17 protein-coding genes are annotated in these 15,338 nt (G+C 52.0%); 5 read left to right on the top strand and 12 right to left on the bottom strand.

The window, feature by feature from the left end; genetic code table 11:
• Positions 1–120: 120 nt before the first annotated feature.
• Positions 121–831 carry a helix-hairpin-helix domain-containing protein gene (locus BOW06_RS05465; RefSeq protein ID WP_306292347.1) on the bottom strand — a complete coding sequence of 237 codons (711 nt, stop codon included), beginning with the start codon at positions 829–831 and terminating at the stop codon, positions 121–123.
• Between the two features lie 115 nt (positions 832–946).
• On the opposite strand from BOW06_RS05465, the gene BOW06_RS05460 reads away from it, so the two are divergent.
• A complete protein-coding gene (locus tag BOW06_RS05460) occupies positions 947–1,348 on the top strand; it encodes a hypothetical protein (protein ID WP_078453237.1) in 402 nt (133 codons plus the stop codon).
• Positions 1,349–1,357: 9 nt separating this feature from the next.
• Here the strand turns inward: BOW06_RS05460 and lptG are convergent, their stop codons facing one another.
• On the bottom strand, positions 1,358–2,425 hold the full coding sequence (gene lptG, locus BOW06_RS05455) for an LPS export ABC transporter permease LptG (protein WP_078453236.1): 1,068 nt from the start codon (positions 2,423–2,425) through the stop codon (positions 1,358–1,360).
• Positions 2,418–3,518 carry an LPS export ABC transporter permease LptF gene (lptF, locus tag BOW06_RS05450; RefSeq protein ID WP_043115528.1) on the bottom strand — a complete coding sequence of 367 codons (1,101 nt, stop codon included), beginning with the start codon at positions 3,516–3,518 and terminating at the stop codon, positions 2,418–2,420. Before lptF ends, lptG begins: the two co-directional genes overlap by 8 nt.
• Positions 3,519–3,595: 77 nt before the next feature.
• Between lptF and BOW06_RS05445 the strand changes: the two genes are divergently transcribed.
• Genes BOW06_RS05445 through BOW06_RS05435 form a run of 3 tightly spaced genes read left to right on the top strand, consistent with a single transcriptional unit; the run spans position 3,596 to position 5,936 of the window.
• Complete coding sequence (locus BOW06_RS05445; RefSeq protein WP_078454483.1) at positions 3,596–5,077, top strand: leucyl aminopeptidase; 1,482 nt, start codon at positions 3,596–3,598, stop codon at positions 5,075–5,077.
• A gap of 5 nt (positions 5,078–5,082) precedes the next feature.
• Positions 5,083–5,514 (top strand): DNA polymerase III subunit chi, encoded by a 432-nt coding sequence (locus tag BOW06_RS05440; RefSeq protein WP_078453235.1) that lies wholly within the window; start codon positions 5,083–5,085, stop codon positions 5,512–5,514.
• A complete protein-coding gene (locus tag BOW06_RS05435; RefSeq protein ID WP_043115524.1) occupies positions 5,511–5,936 on the top strand; it encodes a hypothetical protein in 426 nt (141 codons plus the stop codon). The genes BOW06_RS05440 and BOW06_RS05435 overlap by 4 nt, the downstream gene beginning before the upstream one ends.
• A gap of 29 nt (positions 5,937–5,965) precedes the next feature.
• Here BOW06_RS05435 and tsaB read toward each other — a convergent pair whose 3' ends face one another.
• From tsaB to BOW06_RS05420, 3 genes are read right to left on the bottom strand one after another with little or no spacing between them, the layout of a single operon-like run.
• On the bottom strand, positions 5,966–6,643 hold the full coding sequence (gene tsaB, locus BOW06_RS05430; RefSeq protein WP_043115522.1) for a tRNA (adenosine(37)-N6)-threonylcarbamoyltransferase complex dimerization subunit type 1 TsaB: 678 nt from the start codon (positions 6,641–6,643) through the stop codon (positions 5,966–5,968).
• On the bottom strand, positions 6,640–8,559 hold the full coding sequence (gene yoaA, locus BOW06_RS05425; RefSeq protein ID WP_078454482.1) for a DNA repair helicase YoaA: 1,920 nt from the start codon (positions 8,557–8,559) through the stop codon (positions 6,640–6,642). Before yoaA ends, tsaB begins: the two co-directional genes overlap by 4 nt.
• A gap of 21 nt (positions 8,560–8,580) precedes the next feature.
• A complete protein-coding gene (locus tag BOW06_RS05420) occupies positions 8,581–8,874 on the bottom strand; it encodes a hypothetical protein (protein ID WP_052131961.1) in 294 nt (97 codons plus the stop codon).
• A gap of 112 nt (positions 8,875–8,986) precedes the next feature.
• Between BOW06_RS05420 and BOW06_RS05415 the strand changes: the two genes are divergently transcribed.
• Positions 8,987–9,739, top strand: coding sequence for a TSUP family transporter (locus tag BOW06_RS05415; RefSeq protein ID WP_043115520.1), 753 nt, complete (start codon positions 8,987–8,989; stop codon positions 9,737–9,739).
• Here the strand turns inward: BOW06_RS05415 and BOW06_RS05410 are convergent.
• The 6 genes from BOW06_RS05410 to BOW06_RS05385 form a co-directional block, all read right to left on the bottom strand.
• Entirely contained in the window at positions 9,678–10,601 is a 924-nt protein-coding gene (locus BOW06_RS05410) for a DMT family transporter (RefSeq protein WP_052131960.1), read from the bottom strand. The genes BOW06_RS05415 and BOW06_RS05410 overlap by 62 nt on opposite strands.
• Before the next feature lie 5 nt (positions 10,602–10,606).
• Positions 10,607–11,023 (bottom strand): alternative ribosome rescue aminoacyl-tRNA hydrolase ArfB, encoded by a 417-nt coding sequence (gene arfB / locus BOW06_RS05405; RefSeq protein ID WP_043115518.1) that lies wholly within the window; start codon positions 11,021–11,023, stop codon positions 10,607–10,609.
• Between the two features lie 10 nt (positions 11,024–11,033).
• Positions 11,034–12,161 carry an NAD(P)/FAD-dependent oxidoreductase gene (locus BOW06_RS05400; protein ID WP_043115516.1) on the bottom strand — a complete coding sequence of 376 codons (1,128 nt, stop codon included), beginning with the start codon at positions 12,159–12,161 and terminating at the stop codon, positions 11,034–11,036.
• 24 nt (positions 12,162–12,185) lie between these two features.
• On the bottom strand, positions 12,186–12,551 hold the full coding sequence (locus BOW06_RS05395) for a DNA-binding transcriptional response regulator (RefSeq protein WP_230209662.1): 366 nt from the start codon (positions 12,549–12,551) through the stop codon (positions 12,186–12,188).
• Positions 12,548–13,162 (bottom strand): 2OG-Fe(II) oxygenase family protein, encoded by a 615-nt coding sequence (locus BOW06_RS05390; RefSeq protein ID WP_043115513.1) that lies wholly within the window; start codon positions 13,160–13,162, stop codon positions 12,548–12,550. The genes BOW06_RS05395 and BOW06_RS05390 overlap by 4 nt, the downstream gene beginning before the upstream one ends.
• 67 nt (positions 13,163–13,229) lie before the next feature.
• Positions 13,230–14,792, bottom strand: a complete 1,563-nt coding sequence (locus BOW06_RS05385) for a SulP family inorganic anion transporter (protein ID WP_078454480.1) — start codon at positions 14,790–14,792, stop codon at positions 13,230–13,232.
• Positions 14,793–15,338 lie beyond the last annotated feature (546 nt).

The following is a 15,338-nucleotide window of genomic DNA, read 5'->3' as shown; positions in this document are numbered from 1 at the left end:
CCCAAAGAGCGCGGCACTCGATCTCGAGTCCGCGCACGACACGTTGACCAATCATAGCACCGTGCGTCTCTGTGACCACTGTGTGCTGACCCTCTTCCTGGTGATCATTGTAATGATAAATCACCACCCAGTCATGAGTATGCCCAAGTTCATGCGCCCTGGCTGTATTTGAAAACAGAGCGGTAAACGTTCAGTATGCAGAATCGGCAACCAGGCCTCACCGTTTGGATTAAAGCGCCGCGGGGCGATGGTGGGCAGTTCCCCTGCCGATGACTTCTCGCGATATTCACGATCAACATCGAGCAGCATTTCAACTGACGGGCCATTTTCATCCTGGTTGTGACGGCTGCTGCGCACACGATCCAGCATATTCTCTACCGTTGCGCTGATTGAGGTGGCACGTCTCACTCCGACACCCTCCAACTCTTCCAGGCGTCCATCATGTGCTGCGAGCTCCAGACCCTCTAGTGTATCGATATGGAGCTCATCATGTATGCGTTGCGCCAGCTTGGGTCCGATACCCGCAACAGATTGCAATCGCTTCACCGGATCCAGTGAACCGCGCAGCCGTTCCAGCTGTGCCCAACGGCCAGTAGCCAGAATTTCTGCAATCGCCGTGGCAATACCACGACCGATGTTCGGAAGTTCGATCAGGGCATCGATACCACCCTGCTCGAGCAGGTCCGGTAAATCCGCTTCAAGATGAGTAACAGTTTCAGCAGCACGTCGATAAGCGCGAATACGAAACGGGTTTGCGCCCTGCTGTTCGAGAATATCCGCCACTTCCCGTAATTTCGTTGCAACATCGTGATTGATCGAATTATCCAACATTCGTTAATGTCCAAATATTGTCTCTACCTATCATTATCGAACTTCTCAAGCGGAAAAACAGTCTCTCACAACACGCTTAGAACTTATGTAGTACAATTATCATATGTGTGGAGGCGTGACATTCAATCATTCTGGACAGGACTACCGGGTTTTCTTTCCGAACCCGAATGCAGTCCTGCCTGTGCGTATGAAAAACGGCAGTCATCTGTTGCTTCCATGGGGACGCCGCAGGGAACAGTCCGGCAGCTTGCCGGTTGGCGGCTGGGCACGACTCGACTCTGTCTATTCAGGCGTTTGGGACAAGTACTTCCCTACCCCTGTCAAAATCGATGTCAGCAGTTTCATGGAAAAAGATTACGAAGGAAAATCCCGCTGGTTCGACCTGCTACCAGGCAAGTACATCCAGGGTCTCGTGGCTAAAAACAGGAATGAGCAGCGTATCTATGTTGTCACCATGGAGCCCGATTCAACCATGGCCGAGTTCCATGACCGCATGCCTAGGATCATGTTCGGATAGCAACTGATTTCAGCCTGAGATCCGTCGCATGTAGAGCATGATCGCCGCGGCAAGCAAGAGCACGGGCACCCAGGCTACTGCGATTGGCGAAACGGCATAGATAAGTGCTAAAAATGAGGCGCTTTTGTTCACTAGGTAGATCAATACACCGAGTAGCGCACCGGCAACCAGGTTTCGTCCTATATCGACATTGCGCATGTTGTTAATAGTAAAAGGCAGTGCCAGCAGCAACATCAACATGCTCAATGCAGGAATTGCCAGTTTACTCCAGAAAGCAATCTCGTATTCGGGTACGCTCTGTTCATTCTTGTGCAAAAACCTGTTGTATTCGTAAAGATCGATAATCGACAGAATTTGCGGGTCTGTTCCAAGCTTGCTCATCATGTCTGCATCGAGATGCGCTTCCATCTGCGTCTTCATCAAGGTTTGCGAAACAACGCTATCACCCTCAAAGCGCGTCTCCTTGACATTGCGTAAAACCCAGCCGCTCTCATCATCATATTCAGCTCGCAGTGCATTACGCATGGTATTCAATGAACCATCATCATTAAAACGATAAGTCTTGATACTGCGCAGCTCTCCATTCGGCTTGATCCGCTGAATATTCACGAAAGAATCACCATCCCTGACCCAGACACCATATTTGGTCTGCAGAATCGACGGGAATTTGAGCCACTGCGCTCGTAGCTGCTCCGATTCCTGGCGCATGCCCGGGGCAAGCCCCTCACCGATGAGAAGTGCAACCAATGTAATCAGCACACCACTCTTGAGCAAGGCACGAAACAGCCGCCACACCGAGACACCAGCAGCGCGCATCGCTGTAATTTCCTGGTTTCTTGCCATGCCTCCAAGCGCCATAAGACCACCTATCAGCAGCGACATGGGGAACACCTCGTACATGTATCCCGGAGTTCGCAACAGCACAACATAGAGTATTTCTAACGTCTGGTAGTCGCCACGCAGTGAACCCAGCTCTTCGACAAGCACATTGAAACTGCGAAACGAGACCAGCACAAGGAGGGCAATTGCTGTCCAGATTGCGATCTGTTTGGTGATATACCAGTCGAGTCTATACATAGCGCTTCCACCACTTTCTGCTTGCCGGATGGTCTAACGCAAGCAACAGGCCAACGACCAGCATCATCAAGGCCGGTACCCACCATACCCCCATCCATAAGGGCGTCACTCCCTTCTCTACCCATTTCTCTGCTGAATTTGTCAGCATGGTGAACAGCACGTAAACAACAACTGCCAGTAACACACGCAGGTAAGCACTTTGACGCACCCTTGAACGACTCAGGGGAACAGCAAGAAAACCGAACGCAACCACGGAGAGAGGGAAAACCAGCCGCGTCTCGAACTCGATCCTGGCGTCCCTGTCAGGCATTTGCAGCAACTCTGTAGTATCAACTGACCTGAGGCGAATGCGCCGCTCTTTCGGTGGTGGCCTGTTGACCGTAATAATGAATTCATCGAAATCGACCTGGTAGGTTTCTATCGCACCCGGTACTGCCTGGTACTGGTGACCATCTTTCAGAATGACACGGCGCAGCCCGGTTTCTTCATCTACCTGATGAGTTCCCTTTTCCGAGACGGTCACGGTGATCGTGCCATCATCCTTGCGCTGATGCAGAAAGACATTGGCGAGTTCTCCGGTATCGATATCCGAGGTCTCGGCATAAAAAACCAGGCTGCCCTTATTCGACTCGTAAAAGCGCCCGCCCTCCATGGATGACAGCAGCAACTGGTCACGAAATTGCGTTGTAATGTGTTCAGATACACGCCCGGTCGAAGGGTAAATCACCATGACTAGCCAGGCCGTTGCAATCACCATGGGAATCGCAACGATGCCAACGATTTTGAACAGGCGGTAGGGGCTGACTCCACTGGAGAACAGCGCCGTCATCTCCTGCTCCTGGTACATTCGCCCAAGTGCCATGACGGTCGCAAAAAAGAAGGCTACCGGAACAAGACGCCCGGAAAGGCGCAAAAGCTCAAGAGACATCAGGGTGAGTACCGAGTCCGGCGAGATACTTCCAGATGCAGCCGTACGCAGCATCCGGATGAGGCTGCTGCCCACCAGGATTAACGTCAGAATAACGAGAATCGCAGCAAAAATCCTCAGGATTTCATAACCGACATAGCGATCGAGTCGCGACAGTAGCTGCATTGAAAAGGTTTCCACTGGACTTAACTATTACATAACTGGCATCCTAACAGAATTTCCCGTTACTTAGACGACCTGACATGCAAATTACACTATCAAAAATTGACCTCGCCAAGACAAAAACCCGCTGCCTGATACTATTCTCAACAACTCAGCAAGAGATGTGCAAGGAGGCAGAGGCTATAGACAAGGCAAGCAATGGCCTGGTCAAAAGACAACTGGTTAATAGCGGCTTCAACGGCAAGGCCGGCGAAACCGCCCTGCTCTGCGAGACTGGTGACATGCCGTGTGAATGCCTGCTTGTCGTCGGTCTAGGTGATGAGGATGAATTCAATATCAGCCAGTTGCAGAAAGGTGTCTCTGCCGCAATGAAGAACTTGCTGTCGATGAAAGTCGGCGAAGCGATTATCGGCATGCCTGCAAAAAGCTCGCTGACTACAAGCACACTGCTTCGCGAAACAGCACAGGCCCTGGTCAATGCGACCTACAACTTTAGCGAATGCAAGTCAGACGACGACAAGCCACACAAAATTCGTAAGATCCGTCTCTCGGTTTCCAATTCAAAACAACTTGCCGGGGGGCGCAAGTCTGTCCAACAGGGAGAGGCGATCGCGCTGGGCATGGAGATGGCGAAGAATCTTGCCGACCTGCCGGGGAACATCTGCACACCTGCTTACCTGGCACGCAAGGCCGGAAGCCTGGGACGAAAGTACAAATCCATTTCCACAAAGGTCATTAACGAGAAGGAGATGGAAAAGCTCAAGATGGGTGCATTGCTCTCTGTCTCACGTGGCAGCCGCCAACCTGCAAAACTGATCATCATGGAGTACAAGGGTGGCAAGAAAGGAGATAAACCCGTTGTTCTCGTCGGCAAGGGTCTGACTTTTGATGCCGGTGGTATCTCCATCAAGCCATCGGCCCGTATGGACGAGATGAAATATGACATGTGCGGCGGTGCTTCCGTTATAGGTACCATCAAGGCAGTTGCAGAGATGGAACTGCCAATTAACATTGTTGGCGTTGTTCCCTCCTCCGAAAATCTGCCAGACGGTGATGCCAACAAACCGGGCGACATTGTCACATCGATGGCCGGTAAAACGATCGAGATTCTCAATACGGATGCAGAGGGGCGTTTGATTCTGTGTGATGCACTCACCTACAGCAAACGCTTCAAGCCCGACACTGTCATCGACATTGCCACCCTCACAGGTGCCTGCATCGTGGCACTGGGCAACCATGCCTCTGGACTGATGGCAAACAGTGAAGAGGTTGCCAGTGACCTGATTAGCGCAGGCGAATCTTGTAACGACCGTACTTGGCGCCTGCCGCTGTGGGATGAGTACCAGCCGCAGCTGGACAGCAATTTCGCAGATATCGCCAACATTGGCGGCCCTGCGGCCGGCACGATCACAGCCGGCTGTTTCCTGTCGCGCTTCACCGAGGATTTCAACTGGGCGCACCTGGACATCGCAGGTACTGCCTGGAAAAGCGGCGCGGAAAAAGGTGCCACAGGTCGTCCTGTACCCCTGCTGGTTAACTACCTGATCAACAAGGCCGGGTAAGATCGATGACACGCGTGGAGTTCTACATTCTTTCTGCCGACAGCACGCAGGATCGTTTTTTCCTCGGTTGCCGTATTGCAGAGAAGGCGTGGAAATCCGGTCACAGGGTCGTTATCCAGACAGGTTCGCGCGAAGAGGCCCTGCACATGAACCAACTGCTGTGGACATTCCGGGAACAGAGCTTCATTCCCCATGACCTGCTGCCGGATGCCGATCCCGAAAGCAATCCGGTTCTTGTCAACTGGGGTGAAGATGCACGTGGCGAGCACGATGTGCTGATCAACCTGTCCGGGGACATACCGGCATTCTTCAGCAGTTTTGAACGCGTGATAGAACCGGTGGATAATGATGAGAGACAGAAGACGACAAGCCGTGAGCATTATCGATTTTACCGCGATCGCGGCTACCCGCTGACAAACCAGGAGATTAAGGCATGAGCGACGGACAAGAGAAGGAACTGGTGGAACTCTCACTTGAAGATATGTTGATGTGTGATGATGCATCTGACATTGAAGAGAGCGACTTCATCGTCGAGGAGACACCCGCACCTGAATCTGAAGAGGAAACAACGCCAGCGCCCCTGTTTGAAGAAGAGATCACACCACCCGCAGCACCTGATAAAGAAGACACACTCTCGTTTTCAAAGCTTGAGCAATTTAAATCAGTGACCGAGCTGGATGAAACTGACCTGGTTGAACCTGAACAGGAGGCACCTGAACAAGAGGCGCCCGGGGTAGATCTTGCGCAGCAACTGGTCGATGAAGTCAGGCAAGAGCTGCTTAATGCCCTGCCAGGCATCATTGATGAAAAAATCATGCCGCTGATCGAAGAGAAAATCCGGCAGAAAATAGACAGCTAATCACATCGATTTGTGATTCTTTTATCCACTCAGGCTTTGACGTGTGCTACCTGGTTGCGCAGGTAAACAGGCATCGCCTGCTCTGCAGGCACGCCACCATCTTCACGCAAGAGTGTCGCCGCCAGCATCGCGATATCCTTTGCATGACAGTGCGGCTCTTCGTCATACTGTCCCAGCTGCCCGTCACAGGCCTTCTTGAGGTCAGTTGAATAGGCTTCCCAGCCACTACCGCAGGCACTCCAGTCACTCTCATCAAGATTAACTTCTGCAGGCGCACAACAGCGCTCTTCGCCGCTCAGTCGCATGACACCATTGTCATCAGACCGGTAGGCACCCCAGTAGACCTCCTGCATGCGTGCATCCAGGGCAACTGCGACTCGCGCTGATTGCAGACGACGATAGCAACCCTGTGCGAGACCTGCGAGTGTTGATACAGGCACAAGTGGGCAATCGAGTGCGAACCCGAGCCCCTGTGCAACGCCGGTAGCAATTCGTACGCCGGTGAAGGAGCCGGGACCTCGGCTGAATGCAATGGCGTCAAGCTGGCTTTTTACCACCCCGGTATCAGCAAGCACCTCGTCGATCATCGGTAGTAGCAGTTCACTGTGGCGACGCGGCACCAGATCGAATCGCTCACTCACCTCGCCATTCATCCACAGGGCGGCAGAGCAGGCGATTTCGGATGTTTCTATTGCAAGCAGTTTCAAGCAGATTCTCCACTGAAAAATTGTTCAACATCTTGTTGCTGGCGTGTACGTGAAAATGATGGCATGGCATCGATAAAAATCTTGCCATAAGGACGGTTCAGCATACGCATATCTCCCGTCACCAGGACACCCCTGTCTTCAACACCACGTATCAGGCGTCCGGCACCCTGTTTGAGCGAGATGACTGCCTGTGGCAACTGGTACTGCATAAAGGGATTGAGCCCGCGCTTTTTTATTGCATCGAGTCGCGCCTGCATGACCGGATCGCCGGGTGATGCAAACGGAAGCTTGTCGATCACCACCAGTGACAATGCCTCGCCCTGCACATCGACTCCTTCCCAGAAACTGCTGGTAGCAAGCAGAACCGCATTGCCGAGTTCACGAAAACGATCGAGAAGCTCCCCCTTGGGAGCGGAGCCCTGCACCAGCAATGGATAGTCTATCTTTTCCTCGAGCATTTCGCTCGCCCTGTAGAGCGCCCGATAGCTGGTAAAGAGCAAAAAGGCTCTGCCCTTGCTCGCCTCAAGCAGAGGGATCACGGATTCAACCAGCTTCTCGACAAAGCTTTCATGACTTGGTTCAGGCAGTCCCTCGGGTACATACCAGAGTGCCTGTTTGCGATAATCAAACGGGCTGTCCCAGCAAGCAGTCTCGGATTCCTTGATCCCCAGCTGTGAGCAGAAGTGACTGAAATCTCCGCCCACGGCAAGTGTTGCAGAGGTAAAGATCCAGGCATTGGCATGGCTCTGCATCTGCTTTTGAAAAGCCTCTGCAATCTCCAGCGGAGTTTGTGCAAGACGAAAACCGAGACGCGTGGTTTCAAACCAGCGCACGTTTGAATCAGCATCCTCGTCACTGGTAATAAGATCAAGATGCCTGGAGAGTTGACCTGCACGTTCACAACAGGCATCAAGCGACTCGTCCGTACCCTTGAGAGCCTCCAGAACCTCGATAACATCAGCGAGTTTCTCATGCAGCTGTTCAAGTGCTTTCAGGTGATGGCTATCTGCAGCCAGTTCTTCCCAGGCACCACGGCGTTCGTCAAGTCCAAGTAACAGGCGGAAATCACGCACTGACTTGTCGAGTGCATTTGCCACTTCCTGCACTTCAGACTGCTTCATTTTCATCTGGCTGTAGATGGTGAGGATATCGCGACACAACTCCTGTAACTGGCGAGCGCTGACACTGGTGCCGAAGAAGTTGTTCGCTACCGCTGGCAACTGGTGCGCCTCGTCTATGATAAAGGCATCCGCCATTGGCAAGAGCTCACCAAAACCCTCGTCCTTGAGTGAGAAATCAGCGCACAGCAGATGGTGATTGATTATCACCACATCCGCTTCCTGTGCATTGCGGCGAGCCTCGACTAGGAAACATTTTGAGTAATCGGGACACGCCTGCCCGAGGCAGTTGTCGATTGTCGATGTCACCAGCGGCCAGATTGGTGCATTTTCCGGGATCATCGTCAGCTCGGCAATATCCCCGCGCCTGGTTTTACGTCCCCATTCGCGCACTTGCGCCAGGAGCTCCATCGTCTTTGGTGACGCTGCACGTCTGTCGAACTCCGCGCTGTCCATGCGATGCAGACACAGGTAGTTTGCACGCCCTTTAAGAAGCGCTGCCGAAACGCTCTGCCCCAAGCTATCGCGAATACGCGGTAAATCGCGGTTGAACAGTTGGTCCTGCAGGTTTTTTGTCCCGGTCGAGATAATCACCTTGAGTCCGGATAGCAAAGCTGGCACAAGGTATGCGAAGGTCTTGCCCGTACCCGTGCCTGCCTCGCACACAAGGGTGCCTGCGGACTTCAACGCATCATCGACAGCATGAGCCATCTCCAGCTGCTGGCTGCGTACGCGAAATCCGGCAATCCTCTGTTCGAGTTCACCACCTTCACCAAGGATATCGTCGATCGGGGACAAGCGATTCTTTACCGACTGTGATCAATCGGCCTTAGGCGTCCAGATACCAAACGCATTGGCTGCCTGCGTCTGGCGCTGCTGTTGTACCCTGCCATCGGCATCGCGCATAACGTGACGTGCAAAATCTGATAGCTCTTCCATGAATTCCTCCTTGGTTTGGGAAGGCATCTCCTGTTGCGAGCCAAGAATGTAGCCCATCAGAGCTGCCAAGTACTGCATCATGACGCCTGAATCCTGCTGTGCCTCTGGTTCCTGTTCAATGATCGCCTGCTGAATGCGCTGGAAAAGTTCTGGTGAAAGTTGGATGTCGCTCATGTTCTGTTTCCGAAAAAATATTTGTAATTGGATGATTTTATCACTGCATGAGGCAGGACAAGTGCACAAATAACGGTAGAATGTTCAATTCGGACGCCAACAGGCCAAATCCTTGCTCACGGACCCTGCACTCTCATTACCACTGCTGTTCTTTGTCGGAATCGCTGCCGGGTTCGTTGACGCCATAGCTGGCGGTGGCGGGCTCTTGTCGGTACCTGCGCTGATGTGGACAGGTATGACACCGATACAGGCTCTCGCAACCAATAAATTGCAGGCCACTTTTGGCACCTTTACGGCAACCACGAATTACATTCGTAACGGCATAGTGCCACTGAAAGAACTACGTCTTGCTGTCATCCTGACTTTCATCGGTTCTGCCGCCGGTGCTATCATGATCCAGCAACTGCCCAACCAACTGCTTGAGGATTTCATCCCCTTCCTGTTGATCTGCTTCGCTCTCTATTTTCTTTTCGCCCACAAGGTTGGCGAACAGGATCGTCACAAGCGCATTACTCCTGCAGTGTTCGGTCTTCTTTTCGGTACCTCGCTGGGATTCTATGACGGCTTCTTCGGACCAGGCACGGGCTCTTTTTTCATGTTCGCCTTCGTCTCTCTGCTCGGCTATTCACTGCAGAAAGCCGTCGGTGGCACCAAGCTGCTCAACTTCACAAGTAATTTTGCAGCCTTGCTGGTATTCCTGTTCAGCGGCCAGATTCTCTGGCTGATCGGATTCGTAATGGGGGCGGGCCAGGTGATTGGTGGATATCTCGGTTCACACGTCACACTCAGGCATGGGTCACAAATTATTCGTCCGCTGCTTGTGATTGTTTCGGTGAGCATGGCGCTGAAGCTTCTGCTTGGCTGATTTTAGCTCTTTGCGTAATCAATACACCCGTGACAACCAGGACACCACCACTCAAGGTCAACAGCGAGATACGCTCGTCAAGGATGAAGTAACCGAATAACGCAGCCGAGAAAGGAACAAGATTGATGAACTGGGCCGAGAAACCTGCACCGATCTGTCGAATCGCATCGTAATACCAGACAAAGGCCAGTACCGTTGCAATCGCCGAGAGATAAAAAACAGAGAACAGGGAGATGCCACTGACCGGTGGTAAGGATGAACCCGATAGATAGAGATGCAGCAGCAGGATCACTGCACCGATCCACACGGATACACTGATCAGCTGTCCTGGTGAGTAACGCTTCATCATCGCCTTGCCGAAAAGACTGTAGATTGACCAGCTGATGACACATCCAAGAATCAGAATAATGCCAAGCCAGCTGCTGGCTTCACCGCCCTGCGGTACCTGCCTGCCCAGCACTACGACAATCGCCCCCGTAATTGAAATGACAACACCAGCAAACATCTTTGGCGTCAGTCGCTCCTTGAAAAAATAGACAGAGAGCAGCAGTATGACAATCGGGTTGAGAGCTATGATCATGCCGGCAAGACTCGACTTGATCAGCTGAAGACCATGGAAGAAAAAGAGGTTATAGAAATAGATACCGCTCAGGCCAAGTACCAGGAATAGCAACATTTCCCTTGCTGTTGGTTTCGGAAACCTGGTACGAAACAGCAGCGGCGTGAGCAAGAGTGCACTGACGAGGAAACGCCATGAGGCCGCCTCGACCTCACCGATATCAGCACCCGCCATTTTGGCGAATACAAATGCGCCACCCCAGGAGACGACAGCAAACACCAGCTTGAGATAGGTAGTGAACAAGCGCGTTAATCCGAATGGACTTTTTTGCGGTTCTGCTTGATCTTGCCACGCCGTTTTTTATCATCGATTCGTCGTTGCTTGGCTGCCCGTGTCGGCTTGGTCGGCTTACGGCTCTTTTGTACGGTGGCAACACTGCGCACAATAGCTGTGAGCCGCTTGAGCGCATCATCAATGTTCTTTTCCCGTGAACGGTACTTCTGCGCCTTGATGACGATGACGCCATCCTTGTTGATACGCTTATCGCGCAGCTGAAGCAGGCGTTCCTTGTAGAAAGGAGGCAATGAAGAGGCATTGATATCAAAACGCAGATGAATGGCCGTGGAGACCTTGTTGACATTCTGCCCGCCCGCACCCTGCGCACGAATGCCCTCCATCTCGATTTCAGAATCGGGCAGAGTGACATTATTGGAGATACGCAGCATCTGTTATTACTCAGCGATACTGCTTCAGGTACCACCACTCAAAACCACGCTTCATCCAGTGGAACATCCTGCATGCAGGCAGTGTCAGCGCACGTTTCTCATTACGCGAGACCAACATACCCTTGCTGTTTGAATCGACAATACAGACCAGTTCCACCTTGAAAGTTTCAGATGGAGTACTGCCATCAAGCTCGGTGAGCAGGTTCTTTGCTGCCGCAGTAGCCTGCAGATCAGCCATGTGTGCCTGTTTAGGCATCCAGTCAGGCCCCGGAAAACTGCCGGAATCACCGGCAACATAGACATTTTTCATACCCTCGACACGGCACTGGGCATCTGCCTTGATCAGGCCTCCCTCAGAGCGAGGTAGTTCTGAATTGTCAAACCACTTGTTGCCGGTCATACCGGGCATAAAAAGAATCAGGTCAGCAGGAAACTCTCCGCCCTCGGTTGTTACGCCGGTTTCGCTAAAGCCCTTCATCTTGTGACCGAGATGGGTATCGATATTGCGTTTCTTCATCTCCTCCAACAGCCCCTTAACCGCCTTCGGGCCGAGGCGATTTCCCGGTTGAGGCGCAGGGCTGAAGAAAGTCAGCTTGAAGTTGTCGCGTCGCCCTTCCTGGCGAAGTTGTGTATCGAGCCCGAATAGAAACTCGAACATGGGGCCGCCACGCATTGCGCTTGGCTCTTTCGGATTACCGGCAAAACCGATGGCGATATTTCCACCCTGCATCTCTTTGAGGCGATCACGAATCTTCTCGGCAGCGGTAATACCTTCACAAGGTGTGATGGCACGTTCAATTCCAGGCAGCTTCTTGATGAATCGGCCACCGGAACCAATAATCAGGCCATCATTCGTAATTTCGCCATTGTCTGTCTCGACAACGCGGCCACCATCACGCAATCCGGTCACATTCCCCTGGTGAAATTTGACCTTCATACGTGAGAAATAGTTATCCAGTGAAATAACCAGGTCCTCACGTTGACGCCTGCCACTCGGTATCCAGATGATGCCCGGCAGGTAGTGCAGTTCTGCAACTGGCGAGATAAGCGTAATCTCAACAGACTTGTCCAGTTTTCTGAGTTCACGGACCGCGGTCAATCCTGCAAATCCCGCTCCGATAATTGTGATTTTCTTCATTTTCTGCCTTGTTAACAGGGGTAACTATATGCGTTCAAGTGCATCTGTCAGTTTCTCTTCACTGACAGGGAAAGGGATCGCATCATGCAGGGGAAAGCGCTCCTGCAGCAACGCCAGTTTATGTTCAGTCTGTGTGTCATAGAAGGCGATGACCTTGCTGCTTCCATATTTCTCGAGCACTGCCATCAGGGTTTCAAGGTTTGATGTTCGATCGCGAAACTGGCTCTGGAAATTATACTCGGCAACAATGACATCCGGTGTTGTTTTCTTTAGCCAGCTACGTGCCTTACGCACGGAATTCTCGACATGGACTTCAAATCCCAGCGACCGGTAAAGCGGAATGAAATTGGGATAGCCTCCCATCTCAATAATCGCCAACAGCTGTTTCAACGAAACAGAACCCAGGTGGTTGCGATATATTTGGCACCGCTGAGCATTTCGGCTGCACGATGCTCATGCGTCCAGAATGGAGGAAACAGCACCAGCTTGCCCTTCTCGGGACGTACACTGATGTCCTGGAACAGAAACTGGGTTTCACCACCTGCACCCTCGGGCACATCATTCAGATACCAGAGTGCGACCAGCTGGCGATCGGCAAACTGATGACTGCCCCCGTCAATGTGCCAATGATAATAGTCGCCCGGGAGGTAACGCTGAACCTGGTAGCCCAGGTCTTTGAAGTGGCCCTTGAAATAGGGAAAACTTTCACGAAACTCATTCATTGCCGCTGCCATGCCACGGAAGAACATCTGGTCGATATCCTTCCAGTCATCCTTGTCGCTTACGACGAGGTCCATGGTGCTTTTGATGCCGCTATCCTCTTCGCCAAGCTGGCCAATGACGCCCTTGCGCTGATAGGACTCGCTGGCCTCGAAGCGACGCACAACTTCATCGCAGAAATCGGCCGGCAATGCATTTTCGCGGCTGAAGATAAAACTGCCGGGCTTCACCTCGAAAATGGTGCGAAGAGGCGTTACCTGTTTGTCAAAAGCTGTCGTCATGAGCACAAACCAGTTATTGCAATGAGTTGATTATGTGTCGCAATACTTATCCTGGTCAACAACCTGCTCAGGCAAGCTTGTCGTCGGCCACCTTGTAGTTCGGATCCTCTTCGTAGTTGACCTCAACCAGGTCCCCCGCCTTGTTGAGCAGGTTGGTACAGTCAACACTGAGATGACGCAGATGCAGATTCTTGCCGCGTTTTGTATAACGTTCCGCGAGTGAGTCGATCGCCTCAACCGCTGAGTGATCGACAACACGTGAGTTGATGAAATCAACAATTACCTCGTCAGGATCATCATCAGGGGTGAAGAGATCAGAAAACACCTTGGCAGAACCGAAAAAAAGTGGTCCGTTGATTACATAGATTTTGGCACCCTCTTCATTGACAGATATATCTGCCACAACACGAATCGCACTTGTCCAGGAGAAGACCAGTGCGGAGATAATCACGCCGATCCCGACAGCAAGCGCCAGGTTGTCAGTTATAACTGTGATGACAGAAACCACAATCAGAACGAAAGCATCGTGTTTCGGTACTTTTCTGAGAATACGGAAACTCGACCATTCAAAAGTCGCGAGTACCACGATGAACATGACACCAACCAGCGCGGCAACCGGAATCACCTCGATCAGGGAGGAACCAAACAGGATGAAAAGCGCCAGTGAAACTGCTGCCATGATGCCAGAGAGGCGTCCGAAACCGCCCGAGTTAATGTTGATCATGCTCTGTCCGATCATGGCGCAACCACCCATGGTTCCGGCAGAACCAGCGACGATGTTGGCAATACCCTGGCCGACACACTCATTGTTACCGCATCCACGTGTACCTGTCATTTCGTCGATAACACCCAGTGTCAGCAGTGACTCAACCAGGCCAATGGCAGCAAATGCAAAAGAGTATGGAAATATAATCATGAATGTATCAACAATCTGATCCCAGCTGCCCATCGTCTGGCTGAAGTCCGGCAGTGTTGGCAGGCCACCGATAGGCGCGACATCACCAACAGTTTTGATGCCAAAGTCAAAACCGACCTGTGTCGCAAACAGTGTCAGCAGCGTGGTGCTCACAATCGCCACCAGTGCAGCAGGCACTGCCATGGTGAATTTTGGCAGAAAATGGATGATCGCCATCGTCATCAGGACAACACCAAGTGTTGCCATCAATATGGGCGTTTCGAGAAGCGTTTTCTCCCCTGTCACCGGGTCGATATCGAAAAACTGCTGTAGCTGGGCAAGAAAAATCACCACTGCAAGACCGTTAACAAATCCGAGCATCACCGGGTAAGGCACAATGCGCATGTACTTGCCGAGCCTGAGTACCCCCACTGAGATCTGGATCAGTCCCATCAGGATAACTGCGGGAAACAGGTAGTCCACTCCGTGCTGGATCACAAGACCCGCCATGATCACAGCCAGCGCACCGGTTGCACCCGAGATCATTCCGGGACGACCACCGATGGCCGCGGCCAGAAAACCGACGATAACTGCGGCCCACAGGCCAACTTCGGGAGAAACATGGGCGACAAAGGCGAACGCGACAGCCTCGGGCACAAGTGCCAGTGCAACAGTCAGTCCTGACAGCGTATCGTCTTTGATGCTGCCGATCTGGGCAGGTGTAATCGTGAACATGGGAAAATGGCCAATGGCTGAATCAGCAGACTATTTTAGCATATTAGCGATCATTAATGCAGAATAAACACGGACTGCTTCTCTTTATACTCGCCCCAGGCAGATGGTCATCCCGAAAAAAATAAAACCACTAAATGCTTGGTTATTCATGCAAATGCAACAGGCACAATGAGAATCAGTGACGTTGATAAGGTTTTCGATCCACGTCAATATAGTGAGAGTGGATCAATACTATCCCCGGGCATTAAAAGGATCTAACAGAAATATGTCTCTACTTCTCAGAACCGGCCGTCATGACACACACCGCATATTCGCAGGACTTTTGCCTCTCCTGTTCCTGATCATTGTGAGCTCATCCCCGACCTGGGCCCAGAGCGGTTATGAGGACCCGAACGATCCCAAGCTGTTTACACCCTCGCAAAAAACGAACAAAAGCTGGTTGGATATTCTCGGTCCCGGACATGGACCTGTGCGTCAGAACTCAACTCAATCGGACGCACACGAGGATGTAAAATCTTTCTACCACGCACGTTACTGCCTCAGCTG

The organism is Solemya velum gill symbiont (assembly GCF_002020255.1).
GTDB lineage: Bacteria > Pseudomonadota > Gammaproteobacteria > Chromatiales > Chromatiaceae.
This window is presented reverse-complemented; position numbering and strand designations above follow the sequence as displayed.

What these genes read in the sequence shown, in the direction of transcription:
- BOW06_RS05435 (WP_043115524.1), top strand. Translation starts at nt 5,511, where the DNA reads ATGAGCGACGGACAAGAGAAGGAACTGGTGGAACTCTCACTTGAAGAT.
- BOW06_RS05400 (WP_043115516.1), bottom strand. Translation starts at nt 12,161, where the DNA reads ATGAAGAAAATCACAATTATCGGAGCGGGATTTGCAGGATTGACCGCG.
- lptF (WP_043115528.1), bottom strand. Translation starts at nt 3,518, where the DNA reads ATGCAGCTACTGTCGCGACTCGATCGCTATGTCGGTTATGAAATCCTG.
- BOW06_RS05385 (WP_078454480.1), bottom strand. Translation starts at nt 14,792, where the DNA reads ATGTTCACGATTACACCTGCCCAGATCGGCAGCATCAAAGACGATACG.
- BOW06_RS05390 (WP_043115513.1), bottom strand. Translation starts at nt 13,162, where the DNA reads ATGACGACAGCTTTTGACAAACAGGTAACGCCTCTTCGCACCATTTTC.
- BOW06_RS05420 (WP_052131961.1), bottom strand. Translation starts at nt 8,874, where the DNA reads ATGAGCGACATCCAACTTTCACCAGAACTTTTCCAGCGCATTCAGCAG.
- BOW06_RS05465 (WP_306292347.1), bottom strand. Translation starts at nt 831, where the DNA reads ATGTTGGATAATTCGATCAATCACGATGTTGCAACGAAATTACGGGAA.
- BOW06_RS05445 (WP_078454483.1), top strand. Translation starts at nt 3,596, where the DNA reads ATGCAAATTACACTATCAAAAATTGACCTCGCCAAGACAAAAACCCGC.
- lptG (WP_078453236.1), bottom strand. Translation starts at nt 2,425, where the DNA reads ATGTATAGACTCGACTGGTATATCACCAAACAGATCGCAATCTGGACA.
- arfB (WP_043115518.1), bottom strand. Translation starts at nt 11,023, where the DNA reads ATGCTGCGTATCTCCAATAATGTCACTCTGCCCGATTCTGAAATCGAG.
- BOW06_RS05440 (WP_078453235.1), top strand. Translation starts at nt 5,083, where the DNA reads ATGACACGCGTGGAGTTCTACATTCTTTCTGCCGACAGCACGCAGGAT.